The organism is Microvirga roseola, assembly GCF_020866965.1.
GTDB lineage: Bacteria > Pseudomonadota > Alphaproteobacteria > Rhizobiales > Beijerinckiaceae > Microvirga > Microvirga roseola.
Genome location: NZ_JAJATX010000068.1, coordinates 1 through 17,341, shown reverse-complemented (window position 1 = coordinate 17,341; position 17,341 = coordinate 1). Strand labels below are relative to the sequence as shown.

16 protein-coding genes and 1 pseudogene are annotated in these 17,341 nt (G+C 57.5%); 3 read left to right on the top strand and 14 right to left on the bottom strand.

The genetic code is table 11. From position 1 onward, the window contains the following. Window positions 1-199: 199 nt before the first annotated feature. The 7 genes and pseudogenes from LG661_RS21765 to LG661_RS21735 all read right to left on the bottom strand — a co-directional run bounded on the left by LG661_RS21765 (window position 200) and on the right by LG661_RS21735 (window position 7,425). Window positions 200-820: a glutathione S-transferase family protein gene (locus LG661_RS21765; RefSeq protein ID WP_230534108.1), complete on the bottom strand. Its 621-nt coding sequence runs from the start codon at window positions 818-820 to the stop codon at window positions 200-202. A gap of 122 nt (window positions 821-942) precedes the next feature. Further along, window positions 943-1,569, bottom strand: a pseudogene (gene maiA / locus LG661_RS21760) (maleylacetoacetate isomerase). Between the two features lie 23 nt (window positions 1,570-1,592). Then, a complete protein-coding gene (locus tag LG661_RS21755) occupies window positions 1,593-3,134 on the bottom strand; it encodes a malonate--CoA ligase (RefSeq protein WP_230534107.1) in 1,542 nt (513 codons plus the stop codon). Between the two features lie 35 nt (window positions 3,135-3,169). Then, window positions 3,170-4,540: a malonyl-CoA decarboxylase gene (locus tag LG661_RS21750; RefSeq protein ID WP_230534109.1), complete on the bottom strand. Its 1,371-nt coding sequence runs from the start codon at window positions 4,538-4,540 to the stop codon at window positions 3,170-3,172. After that, the gene (locus LG661_RS21745) at window positions 4,537-5,850 is read right to left on the bottom strand and encodes a TRAP transporter large permease (protein ID WP_230534106.1); all 1,314 of its coding nucleotides are present in this window, start codon (window positions 5,848-5,850) and stop codon (window positions 4,537-4,539) included. Before LG661_RS21745 ends, LG661_RS21750 begins: the two co-directional genes overlap by 4 nt. Next, window positions 5,847-6,335, bottom strand: a complete 489-nt coding sequence (locus LG661_RS21740) for a TRAP transporter small permease subunit (RefSeq protein WP_230534105.1) — start codon at window positions 6,333-6,335, stop codon at window positions 5,847-5,849. The genes LG661_RS21745 and LG661_RS21740 overlap by 4 nt, the downstream gene beginning before the upstream one ends. Before the next feature lie 91 nt (window positions 6,336-6,426). Then, window positions 6,427-7,425, bottom strand: coding sequence for a TRAP transporter substrate-binding protein (locus tag LG661_RS21735; protein WP_230534104.1), 999 nt, complete (start codon window positions 7,423-7,425; stop codon window positions 6,427-6,429). A gap of 131 nt (window positions 7,426-7,556) precedes the next feature. On the opposite strand from LG661_RS21735, the gene LG661_RS21730 reads away from it, so the two are divergent. Next, the gene (locus LG661_RS21730; RefSeq protein WP_230534103.1) at window positions 7,557-8,237 is read left to right on the top strand and encodes a GntR family transcriptional regulator; all 681 of its coding nucleotides are present in this window, start codon (window positions 7,557-7,559) and stop codon (window positions 8,235-8,237) included. 296 nt (window positions 8,238-8,533) lie between these two features. Here the strand turns inward: LG661_RS21730 and LG661_RS21725 are convergent, their stop codons facing one another. The 5 genes from LG661_RS21725 to LG661_RS21705 form a co-directional block, all read right to left on the bottom strand. Next, window positions 8,534-9,250 carry an ABC transporter ATP-binding protein gene (locus LG661_RS21725; protein ID WP_230534102.1) on the bottom strand — a complete coding sequence of 239 codons (717 nt, stop codon included), beginning with the start codon at window positions 9,248-9,250 and terminating at the stop codon, window positions 8,534-8,536. Beyond that, a complete protein-coding gene (locus LG661_RS21720) occupies window positions 9,250-9,966 on the bottom strand; it encodes an ABC transporter ATP-binding protein (RefSeq protein ID WP_230534101.1) in 717 nt (238 codons plus the stop codon). The genes LG661_RS21725 and LG661_RS21720 overlap by 1 nt, the downstream gene beginning before the upstream one ends. After that, complete coding sequence (locus LG661_RS21715) at window positions 9,944-10,897, bottom strand: branched-chain amino acid ABC transporter permease (RefSeq protein WP_230534100.1); 954 nt, start codon at window positions 10,895-10,897, stop codon at window positions 9,944-9,946. Before LG661_RS21715 ends, LG661_RS21720 begins: the two co-directional genes overlap by 23 nt. Continuing rightward, window positions 10,894-11,778: a branched-chain amino acid ABC transporter permease gene (locus tag LG661_RS21710; RefSeq protein ID WP_230534099.1), complete on the bottom strand. Its 885-nt coding sequence runs from the start codon at window positions 11,776-11,778 to the stop codon at window positions 10,894-10,896. Before LG661_RS21710 ends, LG661_RS21715 begins: the two co-directional genes overlap by 4 nt. Window positions 11,779-11,905: 127 nt before the next feature. Continuing rightward, window positions 11,906-13,096 (bottom strand): ABC transporter substrate-binding protein, encoded by a 1,191-nt coding sequence (locus tag LG661_RS21705; RefSeq protein ID WP_230534098.1) that lies wholly within the window; start codon window positions 13,094-13,096, stop codon window positions 11,906-11,908. Between the two features lie 228 nt (window positions 13,097-13,324). Between LG661_RS21705 and LG661_RS21700 the strand changes: the two genes are divergently transcribed. Together LG661_RS21700 and LG661_RS21695 are read left to right on the top strand one after the other, a co-directional pair. Then, window positions 13,325-14,716 (top strand): amidase, encoded by a 1,392-nt coding sequence (locus LG661_RS21700; RefSeq protein ID WP_230534097.1) that lies wholly within the window; start codon window positions 13,325-13,327, stop codon window positions 14,714-14,716. A gap of 476 nt (window positions 14,717-15,192) precedes the next feature. Next, entirely contained in the window at window positions 15,193-15,687 is a 495-nt protein-coding gene (locus tag LG661_RS21695) for a MucR family transcriptional regulator (RefSeq protein ID WP_230534096.1), read from the top strand. A 138-nt stretch (window positions 15,688-15,825) separates the two neighbouring features. Here the strand turns inward: LG661_RS21695 and LG661_RS21690 are convergent, their stop codons facing one another. Then, window positions 15,826-16,098 (bottom strand): hypothetical protein, encoded by a 273-nt coding sequence (locus LG661_RS21690; RefSeq protein WP_230534095.1) that lies wholly within the window; start codon window positions 16,096-16,098, stop codon window positions 15,826-15,828. Window positions 16,099-16,560: 462 nt separating this feature from the next. Further along, window positions 16,561-17,172: a DNA polymerase gene (locus LG661_RS21685; RefSeq protein ID WP_268995506.1), complete on the bottom strand. Its 612-nt coding sequence runs from the start codon at window positions 17,170-17,172 to the stop codon at window positions 16,561-16,563. Window positions 17,173-17,341 lie beyond the last annotated feature (169 nt).

The following is a 17,341-nucleotide window of genomic DNA, read 5'->3' as shown; positions in this document are numbered from 1 at the left end:
CAGGGCTGCCGGCTATGCGTCCGTTTAACCGTCCGATGCTTTAGCTGAATCCGCGCCGGGAGATGCCAGAGCCTGTCGCGCGGATGAGCAAGTTGATCCCGAAGCTTCACAGATCGAAGCCTGCTCGCCATCACTCGCGCCTCAAGCCGCAGTATATCTTGGGGGTACTGATAGGGCCAAGATGCCGCCCTGCGCTGTCCTAGCTCAAAGGTCCTGCCACATTCGCCTGGAATGCAGGACGTTCCCGGAGTCTATGATACCAGGCGTCCAGGCTGGGAAGAACCGGGCGAGCTATATCAAGCGCGTACCACCGAAAGGCTGCGATTCCGAGCGGAATATCGCCAATCGTGAATGTCTCGCCTGTAACGTAAGGACGATCTGAATGGTGCCGGACGAGGATCCCAAATGCCTGTTCCGCCCCAATTTGCGCTTTCCTCAGCATTGCATGATCCCTTTGCTCAGGCGGTGTCCGGATCAGCCCGAAGAAGACGGGCCGCAAGGTTGGCCACAGGGTCGTCGCATGCCAGTCCATCCAGCGCTCGACATCAAACCTCGACCGAAGGTCCGGTGGATAAAGGACGTGTGCCCTGTGCTTTGTCGCGAGGTATCGGACGATGACATTCGACTCCCAAAGTACGAAGCCATCATCCTCTATCGTCGGCACCAGGCCGTTAGGATTGAGCTGGAGAAACTCCGGTGTGTCATTAATTCCGAACTCTCGCCCAGCATCGATGCGGCGAAAGTTCAGGCCGATCTCGCCACAACACCACAGCACTTTCTGGACCTTGATCGAGTTCTTGCGTCCCCAGATCGTCAGCATAAATTATCCTCCCTGCCACAATGCTGCGGACCAATTGTCGACACACTCGCCCGGATCAATCACAGCCTCAAGCTCGTCACGTTATTCGGAATACAGAATGCCACTAGAACAGCTCTCCTGTTCTATCCGGCTTCATCCTGGTTATCGGGATGTGCCGTCACGAAGGCGGGAACCCCAGCACAGGCGGCATCCACTGCGCAAACATTTGGATTCCCGTCCAAGGATATGTTCATGCGCCGTGCGTTGTAAACTTGAGGTACGAGCTAGACATCGGCGAGAGTTAGATGCTGGCCAAAGGCAAAGGGGCCGGGTTTCAGGAAACACTCGAGAGCATCAAAGCCCTCCCTGATCCAGTGTGCGTACCAAGCATCGATGGAGGCTTGATCCTGCCCCATCCAATGCCTCAGGTAACGCAGGACGCCGATGTTGTTGAGCGGATGGATGTCGCAGGCAATCAAAGAGCAAACGCCTCGGATTTTGGCTCTATCCAAAGGAAGTGAAGGCAGAAGCGGCGGATGGGGATAGCAGTCTTCCAGGTACTCCAGGATCGCTGGTGACTGAATTAGAACATCATTATCAACAACGAGGGCGGGAACCCGGCCCTGCGGGTTGACCGCCTTGAATGCATTCTCGTCCTGTGCGCCCTTGAGAAGGTTGACGGGCACGGACGCATAGGCGATCCCTTTCAGCGCGAGTGCAATCCGAACCCGGTATGCGGCCGAAGAGCGGAAATAGGTGTAGAGCTGCACGTCCTTGCCTCGGCTGCTGGAGTTCATGGTGCGCTGGTCGACCTGTAGAGATCGGCGAAGCGGTCACGGAGAATGTTTTTCTGCACCTTGCCCATCGTATTGCGGGGAAGCTCATCAACAAAGATAACGCGCTTCGGCAACTTATACCGGGCAAGCCGCCCTTCCAGAACGGAGTGAATGTCCTTCTCCTCCAGCTGGGCGGTACCATCCTTAACAACCACAGCCGTCACGCCCTCGCCGAAGTCGTGGTGCGGCACACCGATTACCGCACTCTCGACCACGCCATTGATGGCGTCGATCTCGCTCTCGATCTCCTTCGGATAGACGTTATAGCCGCCTGTGATGATCAGGTCCTTCCCACGGCCAAGGATATGCACGTAGCCTTTCTCGTCAATTTTCCCGAGGTCGCCTGTGATGAAGAAACCGTCTGGCCGGAATTCGGATTCTGTCTTTTCAGGCATGCGCCAGTAGCCCTTGAACACATTGGGGCCCTTGACCTCGATCATGCCGATTTCATTGTTGCCGAGCACCTGTCCGCTTTCTGGTTCAGTGATGCGGACCTCAACTCCCGGCAGTGGGAAGCCGACCGTACCGGCGATCCGATCACCCTCATAAGGGTTTGACGTGTTCATGTTGGTTTCGGTCATGCCATAGCGTTCAAGAATGGCATGACCGGTCCTGGCCTGCCATTCCCGATGTGTTTCGGCGAGGAGCGGCGCTGAGCCCGAGACGAACAGGCGGATGTTGGCGGTCGTCTCCCGCGTAAGGTCCGGATGCTGGAGGAGGCGTACGTAGAAGGTCGGCACTCCCATCATGGCGGTGGCACGCGGCATCAGAGCCAAAATCCGGTCCGGATCGAACTTCGCGAGGAACAGCATCGACGCGCCGGAGAGCAGCACAACATTCGTGGCGACAAAGAGTCCGTGAGTATGAAAGATCGGGAGCGCATGGATCAGCACGTCGTCGGCCGAAAAGCGCCACTCTTCAACCAGGGTACGGGCGTTCGAGGCAAGGTTCTCATGAGAGAGCATGGCACCTTTCGAACGGCCAGTCGTGCCGGATGTGTAGAGGATGGCCGCAAGATCATCCGGCCCACGATCAACATCGTCGAACTGGAGCGGGGCTGCGAATGCCCGGTCAGCAAGCGTTCCGGCAGATGTTCCCTGCCCCGTTGAGGCTCCAAGCGTCTCGATGAGCGCGCCAGCCTTCCCAGCTACGGGAGCAAGGGCCTCGCGGCGTGCCGGATCACAGACGAACACGCGAGGCTCTGCATCCGTTAGGAAGTAATCGATTTCCGCCGCCGTATATGCCGTGTTGAGAGGGAGGAATATAGCGCCGGCACGGATACAGCCGAGATAGAGCATGGTGGCCTCAATGCTCTTTTCCACTTGCACCGCCACGCGGTCTCCTGGCCTGACACCCAGTTCGATCAGGGCATTGGCGAAGCGAGCTGAGATGGCCTCGACATCCTGGTAGCTGTACGAGCGCCCATCCTCCGCCTCAGCGAAGGTCTTCTCGGGAGCCGGCATACGGGAGCGGATCAGGTCGTAAAGATGATTTGACATGAAGCATTCAGCCTGTGAAAGAGGTTTCTTCCGTCCTAGTGAGCAGGTGCGAGTGCCCGGCCGGGATCCGCGCGCAGCGCACGTTTCACCGAAGCAGAAGCTGTTACCGTCCCATGATTGGCATAGGCCTCATGGTTCTGCTCGATCCTGTCCAGATCGTAGAGGTAATTCACCATTAGGCTGCGGCTCTGGCGCAGGCCCTTGGGAGAGAGGTCTCCGCCCGGGTTGAGGCGCTCCAGGCGCGCTCCATTACCGAGGTGAAAACGTGCGACCGGATCAATAGGCTTTCCGTCCGATTTCTTGGCATGCAGGAAGTAGCAGGCAGCAGCGGGCAGGAGTGCCCGGTTGACCGCCTGAACCCGTTCGGGGTCCAAGACCCAGTCTGGGTCGGCAGAGTTTCGAAGGATGTCCTGCTGCTCAGGCGTGAGGCCTGCGGGGTTCTCCTGGGCGAGATGCCTTTCAAGCCAAGAGCTGAATCCTGGCACAGGTGAGAGGGTCACAAACGTGTCGAGCCCTGGTAGTTCTCGCTTGAGTTCCTCCGCAACCTGCTTGATCAGAAAATTGCCAAAGGAGATGCCCTGCAGTCCCTTCTGGCAATTGGAGATTGAGTAGAACACAGCCGTTGTGGTCTGCGCCGCCGCCAACGGCATACGATCCGCGGCTAGCAAGGGCTCGATGGCCGCCGGGATCTCCTGGGCCAGCGCGATCTCCACAAAGATCAGAGGCTCATCGTTGAGCGCCGGATGGAAAAAAGCGAAGCAACGTCGGTCAGACGGCTCAAGGCGGCGGCGAAGGTCATCCCAGTCACGGATTTCGTGCACAGCCTCATAGCGGATGATCTTCTCCAGGATATGAGCCGAAGTGGTCCAGTCTATGCGGCGAACGACCAGAAAACCTCGATTGAACCAAGAGGAGAAGAGGTGCTTCAGATCCGCATCGACCACTGCTAGATCAGGACGGCGAGACAACGCTGCCAAGAGGTCCTCGCGCATGGCCACCAAGCTACGTGTACCAGCGGGAGCAAGGTTCAACCGCCGGAACAACTCCTGACGGCGAGGCTCCGCAGCCACATGCAATTCTTGGGCAGTCCTCTCGTTCGGATTGGCCTGATAGGTCTCCATAGCTGCCGATATGCGGGGAGCATCACAACCAAAGCGGGTCGCCAATGCTTCGAAGAAGGCAATTCGGGGGCCGACGGTAAGGCTGGCGTAGGTCTCGAGAATGCGGCTGGCAATGGCGACACCCGATGCCTCCCCTCGCCTTGAGAGAAGCGCCTCAGACATTTCGACGATTGCTGCGGTTTGTTGCTCACCTTGAGGGCGGATCTCGCGCAAGGGTTCAATGAGACTGCGCCCGCGCTCTGTAATTGTCGACAAAAGATCGCTAAAGAATGAAATGTTCATCAGAGCGGCCCCAAGATCTGGTCCGGCAACCATGTGGCGATTCCGGGAAGAAGGCACAGGATCAGGATGCCAAGGAACATGACGAATACATAGGGGAGCGCGCCCCATAAAACGTCCTTAGTGGGCACCTGGGGTGCGATAGCATTAATCACGAACAAATTGAGACCGACAGGGGGCGTAATAAGGCCGACTTCCATGTTGATCGTGAGCACCACGGCAAACCAATAAGGGTCAAATCCAGCCTCCAAAATAATCGGCAGTAGAAGCGGGGTAGCCATGACGATCACAGCAACCGGGGGCAGGAACATGCCCGCGATGAGAAGAAAGACATTGATGAGCCCCATCAGCACCCAACGGTTGACCTCGAGTTCCGCGATAGTTGACGCGACTGTCTGGGTGATGAAGAGCGAGGAGAGGGCAAAAGCGAAGAGCTCAGCCGCCGCCAGGATCATCATGATCATGACGCTCTCCCGCATGGTACTTGAGAAGATCTCCATCACAGGCTTGGGGCGGACCAAACGGTAGATCAGGACAACAACAAGCAGGGTCAGAAATGCTCCTGCGCCCGCAGCTTCCGAGGGAGTCGCAATGCCCCCATAGAGCACATACAGCGTACCGAGGATGATAATGAGAAACGGTATGACCCGTGGAAGGGCGGTGAGTTTATCTCTGAAGGTAAACCCTGCTCCAGCATCGCTAAAGGTGAACCCCTTCCGCTTGGCGTCGAACAGTGCCCAAGCCATAAACATGGCTGTGAGCATCAGACCTGGCATAACACCTGCCAGAAAGAGCCGGCCAATCGAAGTCTCGGTTGCGATGCCGTAGACGATCATGGTGACGGAGGGTGGGATCAGGATCCCGAGTGTGCCACCGGCCGCGATGGAGCCGGTCGCCACAGAGCCCGGGTAGCCGCGTTTCATCATCTCCGGGATGCCCATCTTGCCGATAGCTGCGCAAGTAGCAGGGCTTGATCCAGTCATGCCGGAGAAAATCGCGCAGGCCCCCAGATTGGAGAGGATGAGACCACCCGGTACTCGGTTGAGCCAGCGATCAAGCGCCTCGTAGAGGTCACGCCCTGCGGGAGAGGTCGCCACGGCAGCGCCCATGAGCACGAACATCGGTATTGCGACGAAGGCAAGATTGGCAATGCCGGCAAACATGGTCTCGGCCAACACACCGAAGATGTCGAAACCCTCTGTCAAGAGAAGGGCAGAGACAGCAGCAAGACCCAGCGCAAAGGCGATCGGCATACCGGTGGCGAGTAGAGCAAAAAGAACGACGATGATGAGGAATCCGGCTGCTGCAGGGTTCATGGCTCGGCATCTTTCAGCTTGAGGATCTCGGCAAGATATTGCAGGCACAGCAGTCCAAAGCCGATCAGCATTGGCAGAACAGGAATCCAAAGCGGGATGCGCCAGAGGGAGGAGGTCGTCCAACCTTCATCCCAGGCCTCGTGGAAGTACATCCAACTCGCGATGAACATGGTGGCACAAAAGGTGAGCCCCAATGCGCTCCCAATATACCGCAGGACACGTTTCGTGCGCGGTTGCACCACCGTCTCAATCACATCCACACCGACATGTCCCTTCGTCAATAATACGTAGGGCGCCCCCAGGAAAACGGCGGCTGTTGCAGCATAAATCACGAAGTCGGTCTGCCAGATGGTCGGCCAGCGAAAGATGTAGCGTGAGAAAACCATCTGGCAGATCACCAGCATGGCGGCAATCAGCAGGAGTACGGCAACAACCGCGAAGGCCTTCGATAGGCCATCGGTGATTGCGATCAAATGTCGGGTCATTGTGGGCTCAAAGACTATCAGAAGGCAGGCATAGAGCCGAAAGGGGCAGGTGAACTGCGGGGCTAATCCCACAGTTCACGGGTGTGGGCACCTATTGGACAGCCAGAGCCTTATCGATCAGATCCTGACCGCCTTTCACCTTCTCGGCAAAATTCTTGTACGAAGACTCCTTCGCCACATTGAGCCAAGCTTGGTAGTCCTCCGGCGACATCTCGACGACCTCGACCCCTGCTTTCTTGAAGGTGTCGATCATCTTCTCGTCGCCTTTCTTGGCCTCTTGCGCGAACCACTTCTCGGCTTTCTCGCCGGCCTCGAGAATTGCTTTCTGTTGTTCGGGCTTGAGCTTATCGAAAACTTTCTTCGATATCAGCACTGGTTCATACATAAACCAGAGGGCATTCTCTCCGGGGGCAGTAAGGCACTTTGCCTGCTCGAAGAGGCGGTAAGAGACAAAACTCTCCGAGGAGGTGTTCGCGGCATCAAGCACGCCAGTCTGCATTGCAGGGTAGATCTCCGACGACGGCATGGAGGCAATCGAAGCCCCCGCCTTCGCCAGCATCTCCTCGAATGCCGGGCCAGCTGCGCGGGTCACTTGGCCCTTAACTGTTTCCGGACCGCGGATGCAGTTCTTCTTTGAGGCAAAGGCACCGGAGAGCCATGCATCAGCAATGACGATCGCGCCTGCATCCTCGACGATTCTCTTGATGTCCTTCATGAACTCGGAGTCATTCAGCCGCTCCGCGCGCTCGAAATTCCGCACGAGACCAGGCATCAGGGTGGCTGAGAATTGCGGGTGCCGCCCCGAGGCATAGTCCAGGGGGAAGGAGGTCAGGTCGAGTTGCCCCTTTGTGAGGGCACCCCACTGCTCCTGAGGCTTGTAGAGCGAGGCGCCGGGGAAGACCTGGATCTTCAAGCCGACGTTAGCGTTCTCGACATTCCGCGCGATCATCTGGACCATCTCGTCGCGGGGGTCGCCCTTTCCACCAGGAAACTGGTGCGAAGCCTTCAGCGTGGTTTGGGCCGATGCAGCCGAGAGGCCTAAGGCCAACAAGGCGGTCGCGCCAAGAAGTGTGTGCACGTAGTTGCGCATAGGTATTTCCTCCGTGGCTTGCCCGCCTCTTTATGCATGTGCGGACTCTAGCTCCGGGATGAGACAAGAGCTTTGCACTCAAGTCAAGCGTTCTTGTATACATAACACGAGAGATCAGGTATGAGTCTGGCATGCGAGGAGATAATCCAAATTCGAAGAGCCGTGCCGTCACATTGCGTGACGCCGTTGAGACCGAGATCGTGACCGGGGCGCTGAAAGCAGGTGAGCGGCTCGATGAGGTCCAGCTTGCAGCGCGCTTTGGCGTCTCACGCACCCCTGTGCGTGAAGCGCTGCACCAACTCGCCGCCTCGGGGCTAATCGAGATGCGTCCACGGCGTGGTGCAGTGGTTGCGCAGGTTTCCCCCGACCGTCTGGTTGAAATGTTTGAGGTGATGGCAGAACTTGAGGGCATGTGCGCCCGCCTGGCGTCACGGCGGCTCTCGGATCAGGACAAAGAAGCTCTTTTGCTGGCGCACAGAAAGTGCCAAGAGGCCGCTCATCACGGTGATGCCGACAAGTACTACTACGAAAATGAGCGCTTCCATCATGTTGTGTACCGGGCTAGCCGAAATCAATTTCTGGCAGCTGAAGCCATTCGGCTACACAACCGGCTTAAGCCTTATCGCAGGTTGCAGCTTCGCATCCGAGGCCGGATCACAACCTCCATTGCTGAGCATGAACAGATCGTTACGGCGATCTTAGACGGCCAAGGTGCGGCAGCCCAGGAGCATGCTCGAGCCCATATCGTCATTCAGGGCGAGCGATTCGCTGACCTTATGGCAAGCCTCAACCATTTAGATGAAGTTTCCTAAGTGTCGTGCAGTCACAACAGCGAATGTGTCGAGCAGGGGGCAGTGATTGGGAACGTGGTCGTGAGACCCTGACTGGCTTGGCCGCGGCTCAGGCGATGAGTGCGGTTCTGAGCCGCCAGCGGAGGCTTTTTTGCCCCTGTAACCACGCAGCGACAAGACCCACTCACCTTGGCTGCTCCTTAGCCTTTCTGCTACTTGCCATGCCTGTACGGCGGAGTTCCTGTTAGAACATCGCTCTCCTGACACGTACGAGCCTAGTGCACATACGCCGGCTCAATGCACTTACCTCTCGCAGGCTAAAGACCGAGATAAGCCTTACGGATCATCGGATGTCCCTGTAACTCCTTTGACGGACCATCAAGCACCTGCCTGCCATTTTCGAGTACGTAAACGCGGTGGCTGACGGCGAGGACCTGCTTTACATTCTGCTCCACCAGCAGGATTGGGAGACCGGTCTCGGCGACCCGCCTGATGGCTGCCATTACTTCTTTGACGAAGAGCGGCGATAGGCCGAGACTTGGCTCGTCCATGATCAGCATCTTGGGCCCAAGCATAAGAGCACGCGCAATAGCCACCATCTGCTGCTGTCCACCCGACAATTGCCCAGCCATGGCATTGGCGTAACGAACGAGGTCGGGGAAGAGAGTCTCGACTTTCGCCATATTCTCGTCCCGGGCAGCCTTTGCTTCAGGCAAGAAGGCCCCCAGCATCAGGTTTTCCCGCACGGACATATTCGGGAACAGCTGTCGGCCCATAGGTACATGGGCCAATCCCTTACGAGCCATCTGGTGAGGCCGTGCCCCCTTAACTTCCTCGCCATCGAACATGATGCGCCCGCTCCACGGAGCAATCATGCCAGAGATCGCCCTGAGGATCGTCGACTTGCCGCTGCCGTTTCCCCCCACGAGGCCGACCAATTCGCCGCGGCTCACATGGAGAGACGCACCGAACACCACCTTTAGTGTGCCATAGCCAAGGTCGACATTGTCAACCTGCAGAATTGCCTGCCCCATCAGTCGGTCCCCAAGTACGCTTCGATCACGCGCTCATCACTCGTTACCTGCTGCGGAGTGCCTTCCGCGATCTTCTCGCCGCTTGCGAGCACGATCACATGATCGGACAACTCGATGATCGCCTCCATGATGTGCTCGACCATCAGAACCGCGAGACCTTGCGTGCTCAACGTCCTCACGAAAGCAATCATCTCCCGTAATGCGGGGGGATTCAGACCCGCCATGATTTCATCGAGAAAGATCACCTTCGGCCTTACCGCGAGCGCCTTCGCCAGTTCCAGCCGCCGTCGGCGCGCTAGGTTGAGATCCAGTGCTGGCTGGTGGGCGCGATCTGCCAGCCCTACTTGCTCAAGCACGTTCATTGCAAGGCGCTCGGCCTCGCTCCGTCGGCCTGCCGTCAGAAACGCGGCAATGAGCACATTCTCCAGTACCGTCAGCTCCTCAAAGGGCCGTTCAGTTTGGAATGTCCGGCCGAAGCCCAAACGGGTCCGCTTAAATGCCGGCAATGCCGTAATATCCTTGTCGAGCAAGGTAATCCTGCCGGAATGCACTGGAGCAAAGCCCGTCACGGCATTGAACAGGGTAGTCTTGCCGGCGCCATTCGGACCGATCAATCCAAGAATCTCACCGGAGCCGAGGGATAGGGACACGTTGTTGACAGCCGTTACCCCGCCGAATTTGACGGTGATGCCGTCAGCCCTGAGCACGTTTGGCATAGAGCCTCCGAATACGTCTACGGGCCAGCTCCCCGACGATGCCGCGGGGCACGAAAAGCACGACCACGAGGATCAGGATCCCGTAGATCAGCATGTTCGCCTCAGCGAACGTGGTGCGAAACATCTCTCCAGCACCAATCAATACGAGTGCGCCAACAGCTGGTCCCCAGATCGTTCCCCGCCCACCGATAATCGCTGTGAGGGCGATCTGCACGGATAGGAGAAGGGCAAAAATGACGTGCGGCTCTATGAAAGCCAACACGATCCCGTAGATTCCGCCGCCGATTGACGTGAGCGCAGCCGAAAGCATGAACGCCTTCAGCTTCGTCGTTGTCGGATCAATGCCGGCAGCCATCGCCGAGTCCTCGTCCTCGCGCACAGCCCGTAGCTGATAGCCGAACCGGGCTCGAGAGATCACGATGACGGTCGCAACCACCACGGCTGCAAAGGCGAGCGCCATGTAGAACTGGGCCACTCTGGAGAAGAGGTCGATTCCGAACGGCTCGGGGAGGGTTGCAATGAATACGCCCGTAGCGCCTCCGGTTAACCACTCCTCGTTGATGGCAACCAGCCGGAGGATCTCCGCAACCGCGATGGTGGAGAGCGAGAAGTACGGTCCGCGCAGGCTGAAGGTCAGCCATCCCCAGAAATAGCCGAGCGCTGCCGCAAAAGCGGCCGCCATAGCCATTGTCCACCATGGTGCAAGTCCGAATCGGCTCTGACCGATGGCAACAAAGTATGCCCCGAGGCCCACGAACGATGCATGACCAAGGCTCACCTGTCCATTCCAGCCCCCTAGCAGGTCCCAGGACGTGGCCCAGCCGGCGAATAGAAGGACAGAGATCGCAATCGTCAGGTAATTAGGGAAGATTGCCGGGTACACTATGCCGACAGCGAGCAGCACGCCCAGTCCAAGGAAATGCTTTGTCATACCCGCTTCACCGTCCGTCCAAATAGGCCTTCAGGCCGGAAAAGCAGGATCAGGAGAAACGCAATCAATCCATAAGCCTCACGGTACTCGGACATGAAGTAGGATGCGCCCAGAACCTCGACGACGCCTAGCAGGATGCCTCCAGCGATCGCCGCACCGACGTTGCCCAGTCCACCAAGGACCGTCACGACGAAGGCCTTTAGGGTGAACACGGCTCCGGTGTTGGTTGGGGTCGCGAACAGGAGCGGGATGAGCGTGACACCCGCCATGACCGCCAGCATTACTCCGAGGCCAAAGACGATGCTGTGGATCCGCCGCGTGTCGATACCAACGAGCTCGGCGCCAAGCCTATTTTCCGCAGTGCCGCGGATAGCGCGGCCAACTTCAGTCCGGTTCAGCAGGGTATAGAGCGCCCCGATCATGATGACTGTAGCGATACCAGCAAGGAGCAGGACCATAGAGACGTTGACCCCGGCGATCGAAAGGGTCGATGAGGCATACGACACCTGCACGGAGCGCGGCTCGCCACCGAAAGTGAGCAGGATCGTGTTACCGATAATCAGCGAGATTCCGAGCGTCGCCAGAAGCGCCGATTCCGGTGGCGCATCGATGACACGTGAGAGGATGAAGCGCTCAACTATGACGCCGGCAAAAAAGCCGATCGGCATCGCAAGAAGCAGTGACAGATACGGATCCCATCCGAGCAGGGCATTGAAGAGGACGGCACTGTACATACCAAGCACGACGAAATCGCCGTGAGCAAAGTTGATCGTTCGCATAACCCCGAACACAAGGGTCAAGCCAATTCCAATGAGGGCATACACGCCACCTATCAGCACGCCGTTGGCAACGTTCTGTAGGAAAATATCTAACCCGGCCATTCTTCGTCCTGATTGCTGTCGCGCGTTCGCCCGCGGCACGAGGGTGCCCGGGCGCGACGAGTCTCAGTCATTTTATGTGATTACCGCCCTGGGAGGGACCGGCGGCTGTGCCGCCGGCCCATTTGCATTAGCGAGCCGACCATTCCGGCGTTGGATGACGCGGTTGCTGCGCAGCGAGGTCCGCCGGGAATACCGTGATATGGTCACTATCCTGGATCTGCAGGATGAGGCTTCGGATCGGGTTCTGGTTCTGGAAGCCGTCAGTACTCTTGAAATTGACTGTCGTCACAGGCGTCGTGATGTCGGTCGCGGCCAGCGCCTCACGCACGGAGTCACGCGACTTCGGGTCAGCACGACGCAAGGCATCAGCAGCAACCTTCAGCGCGAGATATCCCTCTGCTTCGTAAAATGAGGGCTCTCCGCCTGCCTTGGCCTTCAGGCGCTCATAGAGTTCCTGAGCGCCGGGATACTTGACGTCCTTGCTCCAGCTCACGGCCGTAGCGACATGCTCAGCCGAGTCGCCGACCTGTTCAACAAAGCTCGGAAGAGCTGCGGAGGTATCAATGGCGATCACTTTAGCATTCAGGCCAACCTCAAGCATCTGGCGGGTGATCGCAACGCCATCCTCAGCGTACGACACGATATAGAGGATATCTGGATTGGCTCCGCGGAACCGGTTCAGGATGGGCCGAAAGTCGGTGACACCCTGATCGTAGGCCTGATCACCAACGACCTTGTAGCCGCGCTCCGACGCGAGCCGCTTGCCCTCTTTCGCAAGAGAGGTCGGCCACGCACCATTGCCGTAGAGCATGGCGACCGTCTCAAGGGGCACGTCCTTCTTCATGTTCTTGAGATAATCAAAGTAGTCGAAGTAGGCATCCGCAACGATCGTTGAATTGTGCTTGGCGCGGAACACCCACGGCGAGCCGGGCTTCGTAATGCTGTCGTCCGCACTACCCAGGACAACCAAGGGGACCTTCTGACGAGTCAGGTACTGGGCAAGTGGTCCGGTGATTGAGGAAGCGTAAGATCCGATGACAAGTGGAACGCCTTTGCTGGCGAAGCTCTCTGCCGCGGCAAGCGCGCTCTTCGCTTCGGATCGGTCATCCTGAATCGTCAGGGTCAGCGGCTGGCCGTTGATGCCGCCGTTTGCATTAATTTCCTCGAGTGCAACTTGGAGACCGGTGCGATAACGCTCACCGAACGCGGCGAAGTTACCTGAAAGGCTGTTAATGACGCCAACCTCGACCTGCGCTTGCGCAGGAGCGCCGATCATGGACAGAGTGGCTGCCAGTGCAGCGGCGATTGCAATCCTCATTTGTTTCCTCACCATTTTTTCTGCTTCACTAGGAAGTCTCTTGCTGCGAGATAAATAGAACCTTCTGCAGCAAGGAAAGCCTAGTGCGCGTGTTCTAGCCCTGCCAAACACTTTTTTCTCGACAGAGCTTAGCTGGATATTATCCTCCGCTGCAAATCGACATCTGCCACGGTTCGCATACCTGTGCTGCGGAAAGCGGCTGTGGTTTATTGTTACAAGGAACGCTGCATGGTCGTGTTGAAAGATGATCCACTTGGTCAAGGAGGGCTTGCTGATTTCGCCCGACGGTTTCGAGCCGGCGAGATTTCATCTGAGCAGGTGACGCGGGCCTACGTTTCCCGCATCGAAGCGCTCGACCCAGTGCTCGGCGCATTCCAGCATGTTGCCGCCGAGCAAGCACTTGAGACCGCCCGCGCGATCGACGCGCTCTATGCGGCCGGTACAGATCTTGGTCCGTTGATGGGTGTACCAGTCGCCATTAAGGATCTGTTCGTCGTCGAGGGTATGCCTACGACAGCCGGTTCCAAGATGAACATCGACGACATCGCTGACGCAGAGGGCCCTCTGGTCAAGAGCTTGCGTCAGGCAGGATGCGTTATCCTCGGCAAGACAAAGACTGTTGAGTTCGCCCTCGGCATCACCGGCGTGTCCAGTGCTCAGGGAACACCTATAAATCCGTGGGATGCACAAACTCCCCGCCTGCCTGGCGGCTCGAGTTCCGGTTCGGGCGTTGCAGTTGCGGCCGGTCTATGTGCTTTCGCCGTTGGCTCGGATACGGGCGGTTCGGTCCGCGTCCCCGCCGCATTCAACGGGATCTTCGGGTTCAAGACGACCCCCGGTTTCTTTTCGACCGATGGAGCGTTCCCCCTAGCCCCTCATCTGGATACGCCCGGCCTCCTAACGCGCAGTGCACGAGATGCAGCCATTGCGGTGGCTGCACTCACCGGCGAGCCGGAAGCCCGCCCTCTGCCTGTCGAGGCGCTCCGGCTTGGCGTTCCACAGGAGTACTTTTTCGACAGCCTCGATCCGGTCGTCGAAACGCAGATTAAGGGTGCAATGGAGACCCTGTCGGCCGCAGGGTGCCGCTTGAATCCTGTTTCCGTTCCTGAAGCGAGCGAGCGCGAGCGCTATTTTCCCGCTGTTCTCCCCGCCTGCCTCATCGCGACACTTGGCCGAGATCGCTTCCTTGCCGGTCGCGACCAGATGGATCCGATTGTCGCGAAGCGCGCCACGTCCGGTCTTGATGTGACGGCAGCAGATTATCTGGCTCTTGAGGCACAGCGAACCAGATCCCGCCAGAGCGTGTCCAAGAAGTTCTCAGGGTTCGACGGCTGGGTCACTCCAACAACCGCGACGCCCCCGCCTCCCGTAGCTGACCTGGATGACGAACGGAAAGCCTTCAACCTCGCTCTGGGCATGACTCGCAACACTCAGCCTGCAAATTATTTTGCATGTCCTGCTGTGAGCATCCCCCTGCCGCAGAAGCCCGAAAGTCTTCCAATAGGCCTGCAGATCATTTGCCCTGAAGGGGCTGATCTGCAGGCACTCTCGGTCGCACTGACGATAGAGGAGGTGCTCGGCACTTCTGAGGCTCCAAACTTGGACAGCTTCCTGAGCTAACCAAATGCAGAACTGCTGGAGGGATGCTTCTACTGGGTGGCAGCCCCTTTTGGAGGTTGTCACCAGGCCAAAGCTCCCTTCATTGAGCCAAACGCGCCTGCCGCAATCTCAGGCGGCTTTTGGCTTTCCAGCACGGTTCAGAAGACGACCTCGCTCAGCGGCAGCGCTGGAAATAGCGGAATCGAGCTCTCCGGCACGAACCGCCTCAATGAGGCTATCGATGAGCGCCTCGACCCGCTCGTTTTATAAGCTCAAGTAATGGCTATCCCTTACTCTCCTCTGAAGAGAGACCCTATTCTCCCTCAGAAGCTGAATTTACAAAATGTTCCATGCTGATGACAGAAGCTCGCAATTCAGGTCTGATACTTGCAATTGGCAGGATCAGCATATAGCTGCTGACCATTCTTCATCGACAATTAGTGTGCGAGTACACGGGGTGGTTGCTCTCGCAAGCACCTCCAACAAGGGATCGCAAGATGTCTAACGAAACAGCAGCCCCAAACTACATCGAGCTTGCGGCTGATATTGTGTCCGCTTTCGTCAGCAACAACTCTGTACCGGCTGCTGACCTTCCGAGCCTGATCGGAAATGTTCACGCCGCACTTCAGCAGGCGGGCCAGCCTGCTGTAAGGAAGGAAGAGGACAAACCCACTCCTGCTGTGTCCATCAGGAAGTCCATCACTCCGGACTATCTGATCAGCCTAGAAGACGGTAAGCAGTACAAGTCGCTCAAGCGGCACCTGGGAACACTGGGCCTGACGCCTGCGGAGTACCGGACAAAGTGGGGGCTGCCCAAAGACTATCCGATCGTCGCTCCGGCTTATGCTGCCAAACGATCCGAATTGGCAAGGAGCATGGGGCTGGGCCAGAAGCGCTCCAAGGCAGCCCAGGCGAAAGCCGCCGCCAACGACACTATGAAGAGTACCCCTGCAAAAGCGCCAGCCAAGCGTGGACGTAAGAAAGCTGCCTGACGATATAACGACAAGACCTTGCAAGGCCGCTCTCCACGAGCGGCCTCGTGCAATCCGTAGCGCGCCCTGCCCTTGAGCGGTTGGCATCAACAATGTACAACCTCACTTAAGTTTTCTCTTCTTTCGCGGTTTGCGCGACTAGATCTCCTCAATTGGAACACCCGCCGCCGCGAGCTTTGCCGTAGTTCCGTGTGAAAGCGAGAACCCGGGATGATCCCTCTTCAAATATGACCAGAGATCAGCCGCCACGATGGTGTCCCCTTTGTACCTTATAAGTTTATTGGTGTGCTTGTTTCTCAGGTTATCGCGCTTATTTACCAGTCGAAGGTTGCCTGCTTCATAATGCCCGTCGTTATCGATGCGATCGATTTCAACACCTCGATAGTCTCGATGATAATGATTGATCAGCATGTAAGTTATAAACTCTTCTCGTGAGAAGCGGCACTCTATCCCTCGATCACCATAATTGCTGTAGTTATCATTACGAGGGTTGTTGCATCGCTGGTTTATGGCGTCATACGTCTCGCCTAAAATCTTTGCACGAGGGTCGTTGTACTTCCGACGCCTCTGACACACGCAACTCCTAGTTTTTCCAGAGATCAGATTATCGACTAGATGCTCTTTCACTGCACCACAGGAGATACAGGTCGTTTCAACATATTGCCGACTTCGCTCAGCAGTGACGATTGGTGAACCTGTGATCTTCAAAGTTCCTAAGTCCAACTCCTTGAGGAGCTTTATTCTCGCGGCTCGATCCACCCAACGGGGATGTAGATGTCCAGATTTGAACATACCATCTGACATTGAGTTGGGAGAAGTACTCTTTCGGCATACCGATATTCGCATGTGCAATCCATTCATGTACTATGATCATCAGCAGAATGATCTTATCTTATTATACAAGCGAATGTATTCCAGCGGCAAGACGGCCTTGGCCTTGCGACGGAAGTCTTCTTGCTTGTCCTCGGGGAGGGCTAGGTATGCCTCCATCGTGATGCCCGCGACCGCGATAGCCGTGGCCGTGTGGATGTCGCCGCCCGAGCGGTAAATCTCCAGCATGGTCGGCTCGTTGGCCATCCACGCCACCAGACGTAGCTCGATCTGCGACAAGTCGCATTCGATGAACTTGTAGCCGGGGGTCGGCACGAAGATTTTGCGGTACGCCTTGGCCAGTTCGCCGCGCTTAGGGAAGTTCTGCCCGTTCGGATCGGCGGAGGCCGTGCGCCCGGTCACCGTCCGGTGGAGCATGAACGACGGGTGGATATAGCCGTCGTGGATGTACTTCCAGAACCCGGTGGGCTCGATCCAGATTTGGCCGTCCGGGCTGCGCGGGTGCGGCTCGAAGCGGCCCTCCTCGCCCACGTAGGTGCCGTTGAGCTTGGCGAGCTTCTGGTACTTGATGAGCTTGGCGACGAAGGGCACGTCGTCGAAGAACGGCAGGTGGTCCTTGGTCGATACGGACGGCTCGCGCTGCTCCTCGGGCAGGTTCTTGGTGCTGTCGGTGTAGACCTTCGGCTTGAGCCCGAAGCTCAGTCTGTCGCGGGCGAACTTGCGTTTTGGATCAATGCGACGTGCTTACTCTTTGTCTTGCAGATATCTGCCTGTTAATGTGGTCTGCCTCCTGAGAAGTGATCCTCCCTGAAGTATGGCTTAT

Coding starts and splice junctions, on each gene's coding strand:
- LG661_RS21765 (WP_230534108.1), bottom strand. CDS start 820: ATGCTGACGATCTGGGGACGCAAGAACTCGATCAAGGTCCAGAAAGTG.
- LG661_RS21755 (WP_230534107.1), bottom strand. CDS start 3,134: ATGTCAAATCATCTTTACGACCTGATCCGCTCCCGTATGCCGGCTCCC.
- LG661_RS21745 (WP_230534106.1), bottom strand. CDS start 5,850: ATGAACCCTGCAGCAGCCGGATTCCTCATCATCGTCGTTCTTTTTGCT.
- LG661_RS21740 (WP_230534105.1), bottom strand. CDS start 6,335: ATGACCCGACATTTGATCGCAATCACCGATGGCCTATCGAAGGCCTTC.
- LG661_RS21735 (WP_230534104.1), bottom strand. CDS start 7,425: ATGCGCAACTACGTGCACACACTTCTTGGCGCGACCGCCTTGTTGGCC.
- LG661_RS21730 (WP_230534103.1), top strand. CDS start 7,557: ATGCGAGGAGATAATCCAAATTCGAAGAGCCGTGCCGTCACATTGCGT.
- LG661_RS21725 (WP_230534102.1), bottom strand. CDS start 9,250: ATGGGGCAGGCAATTCTGCAGGTTGACAATGTCGACCTTGGCTATGGC.
- LG661_RS21720 (WP_230534101.1), bottom strand. CDS start 9,966: ATGCCAAACGTGCTCAGGGCTGACGGCATCACCGTCAAATTCGGCGGG.
- LG661_RS21715 (WP_230534100.1), bottom strand. CDS start 10,897: ATGACAAAGCATTTCCTTGGACTGGGCGTGCTGCTCGCTGTCGGCATA.
- LG661_RS21710 (WP_230534099.1), bottom strand. CDS start 11,778: ATGGCCGGGTTAGATATTTTCCTACAGAACGTTGCCAACGGCGTGCTG.
- LG661_RS21705 (WP_230534098.1), bottom strand. CDS start 13,096: ATGAGGATTGCAATCGCCGCTGCACTGGCAGCCACTCTGTCCATGATC.
- LG661_RS21700 (WP_230534097.1), top strand. CDS start 13,325: ATGGTCGTGTTGAAAGATGATCCACTTGGTCAAGGAGGGCTTGCTGAT.
- LG661_RS21695 (WP_230534096.1), top strand. CDS start 15,193: ATGTCTAACGAAACAGCAGCCCCAAACTACATCGAGCTTGCGGCTGAT.
- LG661_RS21690 (WP_230534095.1), bottom strand. CDS start 16,098: ATGCTGATCAATCATTATCATCGAGACTATCGAGGTGTTGAAATCGAT.